Source organism: Bacillus sp. IT-79MI2 (assembly GCF_949768135.1).
GTDB lineage: Bacteria > Bacillota > Bacilli > Bacillales > Bacillaceae_G > Bacillus_A > Bacillus_A pseudomycoides.
Genome location: NZ_CATKPV010000051.1, coordinates 350374 through 366504, shown reverse-complemented (window position 1 = coordinate 366504; position 16131 = coordinate 350374). Strand labels below are relative to the sequence as shown.

20 protein-coding genes are annotated in these 16131 nt (G+C 35.7%); 8 read left to right on the top strand and 12 right to left on the bottom strand.

The features are described 5' to 3' along the window. Window positions 1–31: 31 nt before the first annotated feature. A complete protein-coding gene (locus ACM6HU_RS08785) occupies window positions 32–211 on the top strand; it encodes a DUF5325 family protein (protein WP_000400124.1) in 180 nt (59 codons plus the stop codon). Between the two features lie 44 nt (window positions 212–255). On the opposite strand, the gene ACM6HU_RS08780 is transcribed toward ACM6HU_RS08785, so the two are convergent. Together ACM6HU_RS08780 and ACM6HU_RS08775 are read right to left on the bottom strand one after the other, a co-directional pair. Then, the gene (locus ACM6HU_RS08780; protein ID WP_016116068.1) at window positions 256–1047 is read right to left on the bottom strand and encodes an inositol monophosphatase family protein; all 792 of its coding nucleotides are present in this window, start codon (window positions 1045–1047) and stop codon (window positions 256–258) included. Window positions 1048–1135: 88 nt separating this feature from the next. Next, window positions 1136–1324, bottom strand: a complete 189-nt coding sequence (locus ACM6HU_RS08775; RefSeq protein ID WP_001250169.1) for a hypothetical protein — start codon at window positions 1322–1324, stop codon at window positions 1136–1138. Between the two features lie 207 nt (window positions 1325–1531). Between ACM6HU_RS08775 and ACM6HU_RS08770 the strand changes: the two genes are divergently transcribed. Then, window positions 1532–2158 (top strand): YktB family protein, encoded by a 627-nt coding sequence (locus tag ACM6HU_RS08770; protein WP_033671485.1) that lies wholly within the window; start codon window positions 1532–1534, stop codon window positions 2156–2158. Window positions 2159–2238: 80 nt separating this feature from the next. On the opposite strand, the gene ACM6HU_RS08765 is transcribed toward ACM6HU_RS08770, so the two are convergent. Beyond that, window positions 2239–2508: a UPF0223 family protein gene (locus tag ACM6HU_RS08765; protein WP_016116070.1), complete on the bottom strand. Its 270-nt coding sequence runs from the start codon at window positions 2506–2508 to the stop codon at window positions 2239–2241. A 610-nt stretch (window positions 2509–3118) separates the two neighbouring features. Between ACM6HU_RS08765 and ACM6HU_RS08760 the strand changes: the two genes are divergently transcribed. Beyond that, window positions 3119–4591, top strand: a complete 1473-nt coding sequence (locus tag ACM6HU_RS08760) for an aminotransferase class I/II-fold pyridoxal phosphate-dependent enzyme (RefSeq protein ID WP_016116071.1) — start codon at window positions 3119–3121, stop codon at window positions 4589–4591. Window positions 4592–4666: 75 nt separating this feature from the next. Beyond that, complete coding sequence (locus ACM6HU_RS08755; protein WP_016116072.1) at window positions 4667–5497, top strand: protein-glutamine gamma-glutamyltransferase; 831 nt, start codon at window positions 4667–4669, stop codon at window positions 5495–5497. Window positions 5498–5530: 33 nt separating this feature from the next. Here the strand turns inward: ACM6HU_RS08755 and ACM6HU_RS08750 are convergent, their stop codons facing one another. From ACM6HU_RS08750 to ACM6HU_RS08735, 4 genes are all read right to left on the bottom strand, one after another. Continuing rightward, window positions 5531–5659, bottom strand: coding sequence for a GapA-binding peptide SR1P (locus ACM6HU_RS08750; RefSeq protein ID WP_006095810.1), 129 nt, complete (start codon window positions 5657–5659; stop codon window positions 5531–5533). Between the two features lie 64 nt (window positions 5660–5723). Continuing rightward, a complete protein-coding gene (locus ACM6HU_RS08745; protein WP_016116073.1) occupies window positions 5724–5855 on the bottom strand; it encodes a GapA-binding peptide SR1P in 132 nt (43 codons plus the stop codon). A gap of 61 nt (window positions 5856–5916) precedes the next feature. Beyond that, the gene (locus ACM6HU_RS08740; protein ID WP_003199961.1) at window positions 5917–6045 is read right to left on the bottom strand and encodes a GapA-binding peptide SR1P; all 129 of its coding nucleotides are present in this window, start codon (window positions 6043–6045) and stop codon (window positions 5917–5919) included. Between the two features lie 193 nt (window positions 6046–6238). Beyond that, a complete protein-coding gene (locus ACM6HU_RS08735; RefSeq protein ID WP_003199960.1) occupies window positions 6239–6535 on the bottom strand; it encodes a DUF3055 domain-containing protein in 297 nt (98 codons plus the stop codon). Window positions 6536–6670: 135 nt separating this feature from the next. Between ACM6HU_RS08735 and ACM6HU_RS08730 the strand changes: the two genes are divergently transcribed. Further along, window positions 6671–7063 carry a DUF1885 family protein gene (locus ACM6HU_RS08730; RefSeq protein ID WP_016116074.1) on the top strand — a complete coding sequence of 131 codons (393 nt, stop codon included), beginning with the start codon at window positions 6671–6673 and terminating at the stop codon, window positions 7061–7063. Here ACM6HU_RS08730 and ACM6HU_RS08725 read toward each other — a convergent pair. Next, entirely contained in the window at window positions 7060–7296 is a 237-nt protein-coding gene (locus tag ACM6HU_RS08725; RefSeq protein ID WP_033671441.1) for a hypothetical protein, read from the bottom strand. The two genes, ACM6HU_RS08730 and ACM6HU_RS08725, sit on opposite strands and share 4 nt — an antisense overlap. 269 nt (window positions 7297–7565) lie before the next feature. On the opposite strand from ACM6HU_RS08725, the gene ACM6HU_RS08720 reads away from it, so the two are divergent. Then, window positions 7566–8960, top strand: coding sequence for an MBOAT family O-acyltransferase (locus tag ACM6HU_RS08720; protein ID WP_016116075.1), 1395 nt, complete (start codon window positions 7566–7568; stop codon window positions 8958–8960). A 13-nt stretch (window positions 8961–8973) separates the two neighbouring features. Then, window positions 8974–10191, top strand: coding sequence for a DHHW family protein (locus ACM6HU_RS08715; protein WP_016116076.1), 1218 nt, complete (start codon window positions 8974–8976; stop codon window positions 10189–10191). A gap of 340 nt (window positions 10192–10531) precedes the next feature. Here the strand turns inward: ACM6HU_RS08715 and lpdA are convergent, their stop codons facing one another. The 4 genes from lpdA to pdhA all read right to left on the bottom strand — a co-directional run bounded on the left by lpdA (window position 10532) and on the right by pdhA (window position 15425). Continuing rightward, complete coding sequence (lpdA, locus tag ACM6HU_RS08710; RefSeq protein WP_016116077.1) at window positions 10532–11944, bottom strand: dihydrolipoyl dehydrogenase; 1413 nt, start codon at window positions 11942–11944, stop codon at window positions 10532–10534. Between the two features lie 5 nt (window positions 11945–11949). After that, window positions 11950–13236 (bottom strand): dihydrolipoamide acetyltransferase family protein, encoded by a 1287-nt coding sequence (locus ACM6HU_RS08705; RefSeq protein ID WP_016131898.1) that lies wholly within the window; start codon window positions 13234–13236, stop codon window positions 11950–11952. A 92-nt stretch (window positions 13237–13328) separates the two neighbouring features. Continuing rightward, window positions 13329–14306, bottom strand: a complete 978-nt coding sequence (gene pdhB / locus ACM6HU_RS08700; RefSeq protein ID WP_000068166.1) for a pyruvate dehydrogenase complex E1 component subunit beta — start codon at window positions 14304–14306, stop codon at window positions 13329–13331. A 3-nt stretch (window positions 14307–14309) separates the two neighbouring features. After that, complete coding sequence (pdhA, locus tag ACM6HU_RS08695; RefSeq protein ID WP_000536894.1) at window positions 14310–15425, bottom strand: pyruvate dehydrogenase E1 component subunit alpha; 1116 nt, start codon at window positions 15423–15425, stop codon at window positions 14310–14312. A 512-nt stretch (window positions 15426–15937) separates the two neighbouring features. Between pdhA and ACM6HU_RS08690 the strand changes: the two genes are divergently transcribed. Next, window positions 15938–16087: a YjcZ family sporulation protein gene (locus ACM6HU_RS08690; RefSeq protein ID WP_018764787.1), complete on the top strand. Its 150-nt coding sequence runs from the start codon at window positions 15938–15940 to the stop codon at window positions 16085–16087. Window positions 16088–16131: the final 44 nt, after the last annotated feature.

The window sequence follows — 16131 nt, the reverse complement described above, 5'->3', positions numbered from 1 at the left end:
TGAAAGTAAAATGAAATTGGAGGGTGAAGATATGGAACACATTCAATATCGCTTTTTATTAACGGCTATTATCGGTGTTATTTTCTTAATTGGCATTGGAATTATGATTGCTGAAAATAGTCCCATCGGTATTATTATTTGCATCATTGGCACATTTGTTACAGTTGGATATGGATTTATAACAAAACGCAAAATGCGTAAATCACAGTAACAGTAAAAAGTAAGAAGCTACTTCTTGGCCTCTTACTTTTTTTGTTACTGTGATACAAATGGTAGTAACTCTTCATATACTCCCGGCTTCGCAACTAATACACTGCTTTTTTCCACGATAGAAAGAGTAGTGCCAGCAAATGTCGTCACCTTACCACCGACTTCTTCTACAATAATCATTCCACCGCCAAAATCCCAAGGAGATAATCGTGGCGTCACGTAAGCATCCAATCTTCCGGTTGCAACATAGACCATTTCTAGCGCTGCACATCCATATGATCGTGTCCCTCTTGCCAATTTCACAAGCTGCATCATTTTCTCCATATTAAGTAATGGATTATCAGTGAGCCAAGTTGCATTTAACGCAATTATTCCATGCTCCACTGTACTTTTCTCAAGAGTAGGAATGGATGTATCATTACAAAAAGCTCCTTCTCCTTTTACAGCATGATACAGTTCTTCATGAACCGGATCATAGACGAGACCGATTTTTCCGATACCGTTCTCATAAATGCCAATTGAAATCGCAAAGTTTCTTTTTTGATGAACAAAATTCATCGTACCATCAATTGGATCAATTAACCAAACAACTCCATCCGAAGAAGCAACCTCATCTCCATACCCTTCTTCTCCTAAAATATAATGATCTGGAAATGTTTGTTTAATTTTCCTAATCAAAAACTGTTCTGTTTCTCGATCCATATTTGTTACTAAATCTGCTGCATTTGATTTTGTCTCTACAATAAGTGTCTTTTGCAATGATGCCATTAAACGCTCGCCAGCTTCTCGAATCCACTGCTTTGCATTTGTATCGATTTCTTTCCATACCTCTTGCATGTTTAAACACTCCGATCTATACTGTTCACAGAAAAAACGAACCCTTTATAAGGTTCGCACCAACTTAATTTTTATACATATACTATTATTATGCTTCTAAACGAATCATTTCAAGTCTTAGTACTTCTAATTTTTGCACGCACTCTTCTTTTTTCTGATTATCATTTTCCATCATTGCATCGTATAGCGTTGCTAATTCATAATCTAACTCCAATCTTAGCACCGGAATTCTTTTTTCAGCATCTGTTCTCTTTAACGCATTAATCACCTGTCTCATTTTTATTGCCTCCTCCCAATATTCGTCTGCCCTTGGACTGAAATTAATTTAATTTTCTGATTTTTTGTTTTATACTATATTATGTTGGATAAATCATCTATGCAACAAAATTATATTTTTTTACGTAAATTTTTTATGCTGATTTTTTTTATGAATAGTACAAGCTATGCTAAAATTAAAAACAAACTAGGAGTTGGAGGAACAGTCATGACATTACAAACATTTAAAGAAAAGGACTTTGCAGTCTTTTCTGTTGATGGCCTTGAAGAGCGAATGGATGCTATTAAAACAAACATTCATCCTAAATTAGAAGCTCTAGGCGAACAATTTTCTCATTATTTATCAGAACAAACTGGTGAAACTTTCTTCTATCATGTAGCGAAACACGCACGTCGTAAAGTCAATCCACCAAACGATACTTGGGTTGCTTTTTCAACAAATAAACGCGGTTATAAAATGTTACCACATTTTCAAATCGGTTTATGGGGAACCCACGCTTTCATATACTTTGGTTTAATCTATGAGTGTCCACAGAAAGTGGAAGCGGCTCATGCCTTCTTAGGACATTTAAATGATTTAAAAACAAATATACCAAATGACTTCGTTTGGTCCATTGACCATACTAAACCAGGTGTAAAACCGCATAACATGCTTGAAGCAAATGAATTACAAAAAATGATTGAACGCTTAGCCACTATAAAAAAAGCAGAGTTACTAGTAGGTATTCACATCTCACCAGAAGAATTTCCAACACTTACTGATGAACAATTTCTTACAAAGGTTGAAGCTACGATGCAATCACTCCTTCCTTTATATAAAATTTGTAATCGATAGTAGAAAACGGACAATGTACATTGTCCGTTTTTAGTTGTTATCCCATTATAGCACTTTGAATTTTAATTTTCAAAATATTTTTACACTTTTACAATCTTTTGTTCTTCTACTTCTTTCGCTTTTTGAATTGCCCGATATATAGAGTAACCACTTATCTCTTGAAACTCTTTATCAATTTTCTTCTCTTCTGCTTTCGACGGTACAATTTCTTTAAAACGACGATATAATCTCATCAATTCTTCTCTAACGATACCTTTTTCATACGCCTTTTCAATTGCCTCATAGAATGTCACGATTGCAATCATCTCATCATTTGACCAATCATAATCAAGTGGATATTGATATTCCATATGTACACCTCATCCATTTTTATTTTCTACCATTATGCTACCTTAAAAATAAAACTTCCAACCTTCTTTGCTATAACCACTTTGCATTATACACTATTTCTCTTTTATTATGGAATTGTCTCCTGCCAGATTAAAAATAACAGGGTAATTAAAAAACAGCTCTTCATTCGCCTGAAAAATGTAACCTTACGTATTATTTCCCTTCACCTAACTTCTTTACTTCCGCTAAATCTCGCCGTAAAGATATGACTGACTACCAGCAGGATAAAGTGCAACTTCTATTATTGAAATTCCACATATCTTCTCGCTTTCTTTAAAGCCTAGGACGAGCGTTTATTACTCACACATAATGGGATAAACTTACTACTAATTATGCATATAATAAAAATAATAATTTTCCCTATACATATATAATCATTGGTGATATAATGCTTTTGTTTTATTGAAAATAAAGTGAAGCTTCCATGACAAAATTTTTGAATGGTAAGTAGAACAATTCAAGTTCTTATAGACGGTTATATAACTATACAGGGGAAATAACTTTCTTATTGAACAAGATAAACATAAAACAATTCATAATAAATATTACGAAGAAGAAGGGGTGTATAGATTGTCCCAATACAAAACACCATTGTTTACCGCTTTAGTAGAGCACAGTAAGCGAAATCCAATTCAATTCCATATCCCAGGTCATAAAAAAGGACAAGGAATGGATCCTATGTTTCGCGAATTTATTGGGCATAATGCATTAGCAATTGATTTAATTAATATCGCGCCGCTCGATGATTTACATCATCCAAAAGGTATGATTAAAGAGGCTCAAGACTTAGCAGCGACTGCGTTCGGTGCAGATCATACTTTCTTTTCCGTCCAGGGAACAAGCGGTGCAATTATGACAATGGTGATGAGCGTTTGTGGCCCAGGTGATAAAATTCTTGTACCACGAAACGTTCATAAATCTGTAATGTCAGCCATTATTTTCTCAGGTGCAAAACCAATTTTCATTCATCCTGAAATTGATCCGAAGCTCGGTATTTCACACGGGATTACGATTCAATCTGTAAAAAAAGCACTTGAGGAGCATTCAGATGCAAAAGGATTACTTGTTATTAACCCAACGTATTTCGGATTTGCTGCAGACTTACAACAAATTGTAAAATTAGCTCATTCCTACGATATACCTGTACTAGTAGATGAAGCTCACGGTGTTCATATTCATTTTCATGAGGAACTACCGATGTCAGCCATGCAAGCTGGTGCAGATATGGCAGCAACAAGTGTCCATAAATTAGGAGGATCCTTAACACAAAGTTCTATTTTAAATGTAAAAGAAGGTCTTGTGAATGTAAAACATGTCCAATCTATTATTAGCATGCTTACAACAACATCAACTTCTTATATTCTATTGGCTTCTTTAGATGTTGCCAGAAAACGCCTTGCGACTGAAGGACAAGAATTAATCACAAAAACAATTCAGTTAGCTGAACATGTCCGCAATACTGTAAATAAGATTGAAAACCTATACTGCCCTGGTAAAGAAATGTTAGGTACGGATGCAACATTTAGTTATGATCCAACAAAACTGATTGTATCTGTCAAAAATTTAGGGATTACAGGTCATGAGGCAGAATTATGGTTAAGAGAACATTACAACATTGAGGTCGAGCTTTCGGACTTATATAACATTCTATGCCTCGTTACATTAGGGGATACAGAGGATGAAACCAACATTCTCATCCAGGCCTTACAAAAACTAGCAACTACATTTAAAGATAGAGCGGACAAAGGTGTTCAAGTACAAGTTGAAATTCCAGAAATCCCTGTACTTGCCCTCTCTCCTCGAGATGCTTTTTATTCAGAGACAGAGGTCATCCCATTTGAAAATGCTGCTGGCCGCATTATAGCTGATTTTGTAATGGTTTATCCACCAGGGATTCCAATCTTTACTCCAGGTGAAATTATTACACAAGAAAACTTAGATTACATTCATAAAAATTTAGAAGCGGGTCTGCCAGTACAAGGTCCCGAAGACATGACATTACAAACATTACGCGTTATTAAAGAATATAAGCCTATCATTTGATAGGCTTTTTTTTCACCATTTTTTCTTTTACTCATACCATACTAAAGAATGTAACGTATAGGTGGGGATACAGTTATGATTGTGATTGGTCGTTCTATTGTACATCCTTATATCACGAGTGAAAACGAACCGTTCGCTACTGAGAAACAACAAATATTAGCCATTATGGCTGGAAATCAAGAAGTATATGCATTCCGAACGGCTGATGAACTCATTTTCGATCTAAATTTACGAATTTATATTATTACATCTGCCTTAGAACTCTTTCAAAGCGGACTTCAATTCCGTACATTCCAAGAGTCCTATTGTAACCCTGAATTTTGGCAAAGGACACCACTGGGAGGGTTTCAACTACTCCCAAATGTACCACCCTCCGTCGCGATACGAGATATTTTTAAAAACGGGAAAAAATACGGAACAGAATGTGCAACAGCAATGATTATTATTTTTTACAAAGCACTTTTAGCTCTATATGATGACCAAATCTTTAATCACTTATTCGCAAACCTTCTACTATATACATGGGATTATGATCAAGATTTAAAACTGGTGACAAAAACCGGTGGGGATATCGTTCCTGGCGATCTTGTTTACTTTAAAAACCCACAAGTAAATCCAGCTTCGGTTGAGTGGCAAGGAGAGAATGCCATTTATTTAGGCAATTTCTTTTTTTATGGTCATGGTGTAGGAGTAAAGACAAAAGAACAAATTATTTACCTATTGAATGAACGAAGAATTCCATATGCTTTTATCTCAGCATATTTAACAGATTTTATTACGCGAATAGATAGCCGTCTTATGAGTCAACATACTTCTGTTAATAATCTACAAACAACACTCAAATTTATTCCCATCAGGGACGATGCAATTGTTGCAACGGTTGGTCATACAACTACAATCTATTAAAAAAGGCGCCTGCAGATGCAGGCGCCTTTTTAATTATTGGGCTTTTGTATGCTCCTTGTGATCACATCCGCAAGATCCACATTTCCCATAAAGTACTGTTGTTTTTTCATCTTCAAAGTGTGCGATTGTTCCTTCACAAGCTTGACATACAATTGTTCCCATTTTTTATTTCCCCCTGAGTTTCATTTATAGTTTCAAATCTTTATATTCATAAACTTCCTATATATTACTGGGCTTTTGAATGTTCTTTATGATCACATTCACAATGAGATCCACATTTCCCATAAAGTACTGTTGTTTTTTCATCTTCAAAGTGTGCAATTGTTCCTTCACAAACTTGACATACGATTGTTCCCATTTTTCATTTCCCCCTAAGTTTATGGTCCTAAAAACTTTTTCAGCTGCAAGATTCCTATATATTATTGGGCTTTTGTATGCTCCTTGTGATCACATCCGCAAAATTCACATTTCCCGTAAAGTACCGTTACTTTCTCATCCTCGAAGTGTGCAATTGTACTTTCACAATCTTGACATACGATTGTTCCCATTTTTTATTTCCCCCTAAGTTTATAATCCCAAAAACTTTTGTAACCGCTTAACTTTCTGTCTTTATTTTAATATGTTATACTTTTTACGTCAATAGGTTTTTAGTATAACACATTAAAAATTTTATTTTACATTAGTATGAGACAATAACAAAAAAACAGTCATATCTTAATAAGTACGACTGTTCCCTTTTGTTTATTCTTCATATTCAGCATGTAAAGAAGTAGGTGGTACAAGAAACTTAAAGAACTGTGCTAAATCATCCGCCTCCTCCTCCGATTGTAATTTAAAGACCTGTTGTAAATGTTGAACATTATCCACATCATCTTGTCCTAGTAGAGTCGCTCTCCCAGTTTGCATGCACACGACAAGAGGTTTCCCAAAAAACATATTTGTATAAATGACCCCAAAGTCATAACGGTTCTCATGTGTCATAAATCCTAGAAATCGTACCTTCACACTTTCATGCTCATCATACAATTTTTCAAACATTTACTCCCTCCTTTCTTTACAACACTTTCTACTTGTATATATTAAACAAAACGAGGAATGATCCCTTTTTAATTGTCAAAAAATTTACAACAGTGTTAAAATAAATATATATATTACGTCAGGAGGAAAATCTTTATGCAACATGCATTTATTAAACTTGTACCTAAATCTAAACAACAAGCTATCTCATTAGAAGATGTAAAACAACTTTTTCGTTATTATAAAGAAATTACTTCCCAAACCGGTGTGCAAGTTAGCTATGCATATACTAGCGTGGCATTTCCATACGAAATACTTGATACGTCTGATACTACACTTGAGCTAAAATCTAGTCATGATCGATATACTTCTATTTATGTGGGGGTTGGAATAGAAAACGAGCAAGCTTTCGTTCAAATCTCCTTACCTTCTACTGCCACATTTGGAGATAAAGGAAAAGCGAATGAATTCTGCCGTTTTTTAGCCAAGAAATTAGAAGGTGAATTAAGGTTATTTAATGGAAGAACAATGTATTTTTATAAACGCTAACCTGTGAAAAAGAGATATTTAATGAAAAAAAAGAACATACTATTTCCAATGGTGCAACAAACTGCCTCTTTTCTGGAGTGCAACATAAAATGTGCAATAACATAAGCTAAATAAAAAAATATAAAAAAAAGTAATACTTTGTAATGTGCTTTATCACGATTTGATAATAATAACACTAATGAAAACCCGCTCCATATAATAAAATGAAAGATCGAAACAAGTGATATTTTCAAGTCGTTGCCCCCTTTCATATGTCCTAGTTTATTACAATATATATGGGCATTTCAAAAAATCATTACATAATATACGTAAGAAGCATCCTAGCTGCCCTAAATCTAAAGGACAGCTAGGATGCTTCTTCTTTTAAAAAAGATTTTACATATGAGAGCAAAGAACTCCCATTAAACAGATAATATAGTAAGATTAAACTCTTTATATTTCTTTAATTGTGATATAATATTTTACTGACTGCCTATAAACTTACAGAAAGGACTTAACATAAATGGTATTTAGTAACCTCTTATTCTTATGTTTGTTTTTACCTGCAGTGTTATTTGTATATCACACTGTTCGCAAAGAATTGCAAAATATTGTTCTTCTATTATTTAGCTTATTATTTTATGCGTGGGGAGAACCAATATATGTATTTCTCATGCTCTTTTCTATTTTTATAAACTATTGGTTTGGTATTTGGCTTGCCAAAGAAAGAGCAACTATACTTAGTAGAAAAACGCTCTTAACTTTAGCTATTATTATAAACACAGCTATTTTAGGTTATTTTAAATATGCTAATTTCTTAATCGATAATATAAATACAATGTTTCATACAAACATTGTATTAGAAAAGATTCCATTGCCGATTGGTATTTCCTTTTTTACTTTCCACGCTATGAGTTATATCATTGATATATATAAGAAGAAAGTAGATGCGCAGCGTAATATTTTTGATCTCGCATTGTACTTTACTGTTTTCCCTCAATTAGTTGCTGGACCAATCGTTCGTTATAATACAATTTCTCATCAACTACATACCCGAACAGTTGATGCCGATAAATTCTCTGAAGGAGTTCGACGTTTTATCATCGGGTTAGGGAAAAAAGTGTTAATCGCTAATCAATTAGGCGCTATTGCCGATGAAATTTTCGCCATGGATCCAGCAACCATGAGTGTTTCTACCGCTTGGATTGGTGCTATCGCTTATACACTACAAATTTATTTTGATTTTTCTGGGTATAGTGATATGGCAATTGGATTAGGAAAAATGTTTGGATTTGATTTTCTAGAGAATTTCAATTATCCATATATTTCAAAATCTATTTCTGAATTCTGGCGTCGTTGGCACATTTCACTTGGTTCGTGGTTCCGCGATTATGTCTATATTCCACTTGGAGGAAACCGAGTATCCAGCTGGAAAGTCTATCGTAATCTTTTTATCGTATGGGCACTAACAGGTTTTTGGCATGGAGCTAGTTGGACCTTTATGATTTGGGGAATTTATTACGGATGTCTCATTGCTTTAGAAAAAGCCGGTTTTGAGAAAGTGTTGCAAAATATGTGGCGCCCGGTCCAACATATATACGTTATGTTTTTAGTAATCATTGGATGGGTTTTCTTCCGAGCTGATAATTTTGCTTACTGTTTTGAATTTCTCCAAACAATGTTTGGAATAAATGGACCATTAACTGACATTAAGAGTTACTTCTATGTCATGAACTATTGGGGAATTTTTCTCCTGGCAATTGTTACTTCAGCTCCAATTTTTTCTTTGTTGAAAACTATGCTTTCAACAAAAAGGATAGTAATTTTATCTCCACTTTATTATTTAAGTGTGCTAATAATCGTTATGATGTATTTAACAAATGCAACGTATAATCCATTTATTTACTTCCGCTTTTAAAGGAGGGGTAGCTATGAAAAATTTAAACAACCGTATATTAATTACAGGATTTTTAATTGTTATTTTCGGAATGTGTATATGGACTGGAAAAATTATTTACTTGGATAAAAAAACCTTTTCTAATTTTGAAAATAGGGATCTAGCTATTGATCCTGTCTTAACTAAAGATGGTTTAAAATCAGGAAAATACTTCAAAGATACCGAGTTACACTTTACAGATCATATTGCAGGTCGAGATTTCTTTATTGAAATATATACAAATTTACAAATGCACTTCAACCGAACATTTATAAATCAAAAATATGTTGCAAACGATGGTTTTATTCTATCTGAACCAACAAAAACTGATGAACGTGAACAAATGAAGCAATCTGTGAATGAATTAGATAATTTAAGAAATCAGTTTCCAAAAACTGAGTTTTATTTTATGTTAGCACCAAGTAAACTAACGACATTTTCATATAGATATCCACCATACGTAGATCGTGGATATGACCAAAAACATCGCGATTACCTTGTACAAGCATTAAATAATATAAACTTTCCTGTTATCGATGTTCTGCCATTCTTCCAAAAAGAGTTTAGCCGTGAACAGTTAGAAAGTTTATACTTTAAAACAGACCATCATTGGAATATGAAAGGTGCGTTTTATGGATATGAATATGCAATGAATTATATATCTGATCACTCAAAGATATATAAAGATGATAAAGTAAATCGAGATAATTATAAATTCATTACTGAAAAACCTAATGGAGATTTTATTGGAAGTTGGAATAAACAACTGTATAATTTAATAAAAACTCCTGAACAAATCCCTTATGTACAATTAAAGCAAAATCCAAATGCATGGGATGATTATACAGTATATATCGGACCTGTATCTGAGCAATCGACTAAAATGCCAATGAAAGAGTTCTTTGCAATAGATAAAAAACAACCCGCACCAACTTATGCAATGGTCTATCAAAATGACTATGCACAAATTAATATCTTAAATTCGAAAGCAAAAAACAAATTACATGCTGTAGTTATCAAAGATTCTTATGCTGATGCAACATATCCCTTATTTGCTCAGCATTTTGAACAAATAACATTTATCGATCCACGATTTGCAGCTAGTAAAAATATAATAAAAGATCTAAAAGAATTAAATCCTGATGTCATACTATTCCTGTATAATGACTCTAGTATAAGCCCAGAAATGTACCAATTTAAAAATGAACAATAAAAAACAACAAATAAGAGATGACGAAGAATCACCTCTTATTTGTTGTTTTTATTTTCTCCATAGTACACTGAAATTTCATTCAGTCCTCGAGAACTTGGATTTTATAGATCACTTATCTTGACAGCTTCTTTGCTTTCATTAGATGTGCGTTACTACACTACTATCTACGAATGGGAAGATAAAATGTAACTTCTATTAATAACATTATTCTTTCCCCCAATTCAATCCTCTATCTCATCCTAATAACTTTATTTCCTTCTAGCATGAAGATTAAAAAGGCTTACCTAACATAAAAAACCACCTTCTAATATCTAGAAAGTGGTTTTTTATCTATTTCATATTATTTTACAATGTGAATTGGCATTCCAAGAGCAACTTCCGCTGCTTCCATTGTGATTTCACCTAATGTTGGGTGAGCATGGATTGTTTGAGCGATATCTTCAGCTGTCATTCCAGCTTCGATAGCTAAACCAATCTCAGAGATAATATCAGAAGCGCCTGCACCTGCAACTTGTGCACCTACAAGAAGGCCATCTTCTTTACGTGTTACAAGTTGTACGAAACCGTCTGTGCTGTTTAATGATAACGCACGACCGTTTGCAGCGAATGGGAATTTAGAAACCGCTACTTCCATTCCAGCTTCTTGAGCTTGTTTTTTAGTGTAACCAACAGATGCTAATTCTGGATCAGTGAAGCATACTGCAGGAATTCCGATGTAATCGATAGCTGATGCATGTCCACTAATTGCTTCCACAGCTACTTTACCTTCGTAAGAAGCTTTGTGAGCTAATGGTGGTCCAGGAACGATATCACCGATTGCATAGATGTTTGGTACGTTTGTACGGCATTGCTCATCGATTTCGATGATACCGCGGTCAGTCATTTTAATTCCAACTTGCTCAAGACCAATTTCTTGAGTATTTGGACGACGACCTACAGTTACTAATACATAATCAGCTTCTACAGTTTGTACTTCGCCTTTTACTTCGAAGCTAACTTTTACGCCGTTTTCAGTTTCTTCAACGCCTTTAGCCATAGCTTTTGTATGGATGTTTACGTTACCTTTTTTCTGAAGAGCACGTTTAACAACTGTGCTCATTGCTTTTTCGAAACCAGCTAAAATTTCATCGCCAGCTTCTACTACAGTAACTTCAGTACCGAAGTTAGCATATGCAGTTCCTAATTCCATACCGATATAACCGCCGCCGATTACAACAAGTTTTTTAGGAATTTCAGGTAAGCTTAAAGCACCTGTAGAGTTGATAACGCGTTTAGAATATTTGAATCCAGGAATTTCGATTGGTGTAGAACCAGTTGCAAGAACAGCATTTTTAAACGTATAAGTTTGAGCTGCATCTTCAGTCATTACACGTAATGTGTTAGCATCTACGAAGTAAGCTTCACCGCGAATGATTTCAACTTTGTTACCTTTAAGAAGGCCTTCAACACCGCCAGTTAATTTCTTAACTACGCCGTTTTTCCATTCTTGAACTTTTGTGAAATCAACTGTTACGTTCTCAGCAGTGATACCCATGTCATCAGAATGTTTTGCATTCTCATAACGATGACCTGCATTGATTAATGCTTTAGAAGGAATACATCCAACGTTTAAGCATACGCCACCAAGGTTAGCTTTTTCAATAATTGCTACCTTTTGACCTAATTGTGCTGCACGAATTGCTGCAACATATCCACCAGGACCTGCACCAACAACGACTGTATCTAATTCAATTGGGAAATCTCCTACTACCATTGTTATTACGCCTCCATTACTAATAATTGTGGGTCGTTCAATAAACGTTTAATTTGGTTTAATGCTTTTTGAGCAGTTGCGCCGTCAATTAAACGATGGTCAAAGCTTAGAGATAATGCTAATACTGGAGCTGCAACGATTTCACCGTTTTTCACAACTGGTTTCTCAGCGATACGGCCAATACCAAGGATTGCTACTTCTGGGTGATTAATAACTGGAGTGAACCATTGTCCACCTGCAGAACCAATGTTTGTGATTGTGCAAGAAGCACCTTTCATTTCTGCTGGAGCTAAACGACCGTCACGTGCTTTACCAGCAAGCTCATTGATCTCGTTAGAGATTGTGAAGATAGATTTACGATCTGTATCTTTAACAACTGGTACCAATAGACCTTTGTCTGTATCAGCTGCGATACCGATGTTGAAGTAATGTTTATGAACGATTTCTTGAGAAGCATCGTCTAAAGCCGTATTCAACATTGGGAATTCACGTAATGCAGATGTTAAAGCTTTTACAACGTATGGAAGGTAAGTTAATTTAATACCTTTGTCAGCTGCAACTGCTTTGAACTTTTTACGATGAGCAACAAGTTCTGTTACATCTATTTCATCCATTAATGTTACGTGAGGAGCTGTGTGTTTAGAGTTAACCATTGCTTTTGCAATTGCTTTACGGATACCGCTCATTTTCTCACGAGTTTCTGGGTATTCACCAGCTGGAATTGGTTGTGCTTTTGGTGCTTCTTCTTTCGCTGCTGCTGGAGCTTCTACTGCTGGAGCTTCAGTTGCTACTACTGCTTGTCCACCATTTGCAAATGCATCGATGTCAGCTTTTACAACGCGGCCATTTTTACCAGAGCCAGCTACTTTATGAATGTCTACACCTTTTTCACGAGCGTACTTACGTACAGATGGCATAGCAATTACGCGCTCGTTTACTACTTCTTCAGCTGCTGCTGGAGCTGGAGTAGCTGCTGCTGGAGCTTCTGCTTTTGCTTCCTCTGCTTTTGGAGCATCGTCATGGTCGTCACCTTTAAATTTAAGGTTTTCGTATCCAGGAGCATCAAACTTAATTAAAGTATCTCCTACTACTGCAACTGTACCTTCTTCTACAAGTACTTCAAGTACTTTACCTTTAACTGGAGAAGGGATCTCTACAACTGCTTTATCATTTTGTACTTCAAGAAGTACGTCGTCTTCGTTTACTTCATCGCCTGGTTTAATAAACCATTTTACGATTTCACCTTCGTGGATACCTTCACCGATATCTGGTAGTTTAAATTCAAATGCCACGGAATTCAGCCCCCTGATTCATATCATTATTATGGAATAAGCACAAAAGAAATCAGCATGTGCTGATCTCTTTTGCACATGAAAAACTACAATTAGAAGTTCATTACTTTGTTAACAGCTTCAACAATATCTTTATGGTTTGGTAACCATACGCTCTCAGCTTGAGAGAATGGGAATACTGTATCAGCAGCTGCAACACGTACAACTGGAGCTTCTAAGTTTAAGATTGCACGGTCGTTAATTTCCGCTACAACGTTTGCTGCAATACCAGCTTGTTTTTGAGCTTCTTGAACAACAACTACGCGGCCTGTTTTTTCAACAGAAGCAATGATTGTTTCGATATCTAATGGTTGAACTGTACGTAAGTCAACAACCTCTAAAGAGATACCTTCTTTTTCAAGTTCTTCAGCAGCTTTTAATGCAGCGTGAACCATAGCACCGTAAGCGATAACAGATACATCTGTACCTTCACGTTTGATATCAGCTTTACCTAAATCAATTGTGTATTCGCCTTCTGGTACATCTTGACGGAATGAACGGTACAATTTCATATGCTCTAAGTAGATAACTGGATCGTTGTCACGAATCGCAGAGATTAAAAGACCTTTTGCATCGTATGGAGTAGATGGAATAACAACTTTTAGACCAGGTTGTTGAGCCACTAATCCTTCTAAGCTATCAGCATGTAGTTCAGGAGTATGAACACCACCACCGAATGGAGAACGAACTGTTACTGGAGCAGTCCAACGTCCACCAGAACGGTAACGCATACGAGCTAATTGACCAGAAATTGAATCCATTACTTCATAAACGAAACCGAAGAATTGGATTTCTGGAACTGGACGGAATCCTTCAAGTGCAAGTCCAACTGCAAGTCCACCAATACCAGACTCTGCAAGTGGAGTATCCATTACACGGTCTTCACCGAATTCAGCTTGTAAACCTTCAGTAGCACGGAATACACCGCCGTTTACACCAACGTCTTCACCAAACACAAGTACGTTAGGGTCATTTTTCATTTCAACGCGTAAAGCATCAGTGATTGCTTGAATCATTGTCATTTGAGCCATGGCTTACTTCGACTCCTTTTCTTTGTAAATTTCATACTGTTCAGCTAAGTTGTAAGGCATTTTTTCGTACATGATTTCCATTAAATCAGTAACTTTTTGTTTTGGAGCTTGGTCAGCCTTAGCAATTGCTTGTTTGATATCTTCTTTAGCTTCTTCAATTACTTTCTCTTCTACTTCTTGAGACCATAGGCCTTTGTTTTCTAAGAATGCACGGAAGCGTACGATTGGGTCTTTTTGTTCCCATTCGTTTTCGATATCTTTTGTACGGTAACGAGTTGGGTCATCACCAGCCATTGTATGTGGACCATAACGGAATGTTAAAGTCTCGATTAAAGTAGGACCTTCGCCATTTACTGCGCGCTCACGAGCAAAAGCAGTTGCTGCGTATACAGCTAATGGGTCCATACCGTCTACTTGAATTCCGTAAATACCTGCTGCTACTGCTTTTTGCGCTACAGTTTTTGCTGCAGATTGTTTTTCTACTGGAGTAGAAATTGCATAACGGTTGTTTTGAACAACGAAGATTGCTGGAGCTTTGAATGCACCTGCAAAGTTCATACCTTCGTAGAAGTCACCTTGAGAAGCGCCGCCGTCACCTGTGTAAGTAATTGCAACAGATTTTTTACCACGTAATTTCATACCTAACGCAACACCAGCAGTTTGGATGATTTGCGCACCGATGATGATTTGTGGAGCAAGTGCATTTACATTTTCAGGCATTTGGTTACCCATGAAGTGTCCACGAGAGAATAAGAATGCTTGGTATAATGGTAAACCATGCCATACTAATTGTGGAACGTCACGATATCCTGGTAAGATGAAGTCTTCTGCTTCAAGTGCGAAATGACTTGCTAATTGAGAAGCTTCTTGTCCAGCTGTTGGTGCGTAGAAACCTAAACGTCCTTGACGGTTTAAAGAAATAGAACGTTGATCTAGTACGCGAGTATACACCATACGGCGCATTAATTCTTTTAATTGATCATCAGTTAATTCAGGCATTGCTGCTTCATTCACAACTTCGCCTTTTTCATTTAAAATTTGTAATGTTTCAAATTGAGCTGCGATAGCTTTCATTTGCTCATCAACATTAAATAGGGTCTTTTTTGTTTTAGTACCCATTCCGTTCACCTCTTCCTCTCTTGAACCATATTCTGAAACGCTTTCACTAGCAATTAGCTAGAAAGAAAACGCAACCATGTAAACCGACAGGAAACCTCGCCGGTTGAGAATAATTTTGTGTACCTAACAATCTGTACTAATGTTTTTTCAGAAACATATTAATACAATCTTGATCACGTTTTTTAGTTTACAACTATTCTAATCACGATGTCAATTACTTTGGTTACGTTTTTTTTATGAATAACATTGAGGTTTCTACTGTACATAGGTGTTTTCATTTTCACATCTGTATTAGTAAGCAATAACCTACTGTTATATTATTCCCTTTTTAACCATCTTTTCATCGTAGAATAATATGTAAACGATTAATTCTTCTTAGTTTTTCTCTCTTTACAACAAAAATATGCAATCACTTCTTCCTTTTCTAGGCGAATGTCTATACACTCCTAATCACTCTCCCATACATTATAATAACCGCAGTGTTAGCGGGAAATGATGAAGGAGGTCATCTCATGTACGGATACACATATTGCTATCCAACTTGTTCATATCCTTCCTATGGCTATGGAGGTTCTTGCGGAGGAGGATCCGGACGCGGCTTTGCCTTAATCGTTGTATTGTTTATCCTTTTAATTATCGTTGGTGCTGCTTGCATTCGTTAATGTAAAACAAAACAACTATAGAAAGAAACAGGCGGCTATGCCGT

Bases quoted from the DNA above. Each gene is read 5' to 3' on its own strand.
- ACM6HU_RS08690 (WP_018764787.1), top strand. From the start codon at position 15,938: ATGTACGGATACACATATTGCTATCCAACTTGTTCATATCCTTCCTAT.
- ACM6HU_RS08715 (WP_016116076.1), top strand. From the start codon at position 8,974: ATGAAAAATTTAAACAACCGTATATTAATTACAGGATTTTTAATTGTT.
- ACM6HU_RS08765 (WP_016116070.1), bottom strand. From the start codon at position 2,508: ATGGAATATCAATATCCACTTGATTATGATTGGTCAAATGATGAGATG.
- ACM6HU_RS08775 (WP_001250169.1), bottom strand. From the start codon at position 1,324: ATGAGACAGGTGATTAATGCGTTAAAGAGAACAGATGCTGAAAAAAGA.
- ACM6HU_RS08735 (WP_003199960.1), bottom strand. From the start codon at position 6,535: ATGTTTGAAAAATTGTATGATGAGCATGAAAGTGTGAAGGTACGATTT.
- ACM6HU_RS08780 (WP_016116068.1), bottom strand. From the start codon at position 1,047: ATGCAAGAGGTATGGAAAGAAATCGATACAAATGCAAAGCAGTGGATT.
- ACM6HU_RS08740 (WP_003199961.1), bottom strand. From the start codon at position 6,045: ATGGGAACAATCGTATGTCAAGATTGTGAAAGTACAATTGCACACTTC.
- ACM6HU_RS08745 (WP_016116073.1), bottom strand. From the start codon at position 5,855: ATGGGAACAATCGTATGTCAAGTTTGTGAAGGAACAATTGCACACTTT.
- ACM6HU_RS08730 (WP_016116074.1), top strand. From the start codon at position 6,671: ATGCAACATGCATTTATTAAACTTGTACCTAAATCTAAACAACAAGCT.
- lpdA (WP_016116077.1), bottom strand. From the start codon at position 11,944: ATGGTAGTAGGAGATTTCCCAATTGAATTAGATACAGTCGTTGTTGGT.
- ACM6HU_RS08720 (WP_016116075.1), top strand. From the start codon at position 7,566: ATGGTATTTAGTAACCTCTTATTCTTATGTTTGTTTTTACCTGCAGTG.
- pdhA (WP_000536894.1), bottom strand. From the start codon at position 15,425: ATGGGTACTAAAACAAAAAAGACCCTATTTAATGTTGATGAGCAAATG.
- pdhB (WP_000068166.1), bottom strand. From the start codon at position 14,306: ATGGCTCAAATGACAATGATTCAAGCAATCACTGATGCTTTACGCGTT.
- ACM6HU_RS08750 (WP_006095810.1), bottom strand. From the start codon at position 5,659: ATGGGAACAATTGTATGTCAAGCTTGTGAAGGAACAATCGCACACTTT.
- ACM6HU_RS08785 (WP_000400124.1), top strand. From the start codon at position 32: ATGGAACACATTCAATATCGCTTTTTATTAACGGCTATTATCGGTGTT.
- ACM6HU_RS08770 (WP_033671485.1), top strand. From the start codon at position 1,532: ATGACATTACAAACATTTAAAGAAAAGGACTTTGCAGTCTTTTCTGTT.
- ACM6HU_RS08755 (WP_016116072.1), top strand. From the start codon at position 4,667: ATGATTGTGATTGGTCGTTCTATTGTACATCCTTATATCACGAGTGAA.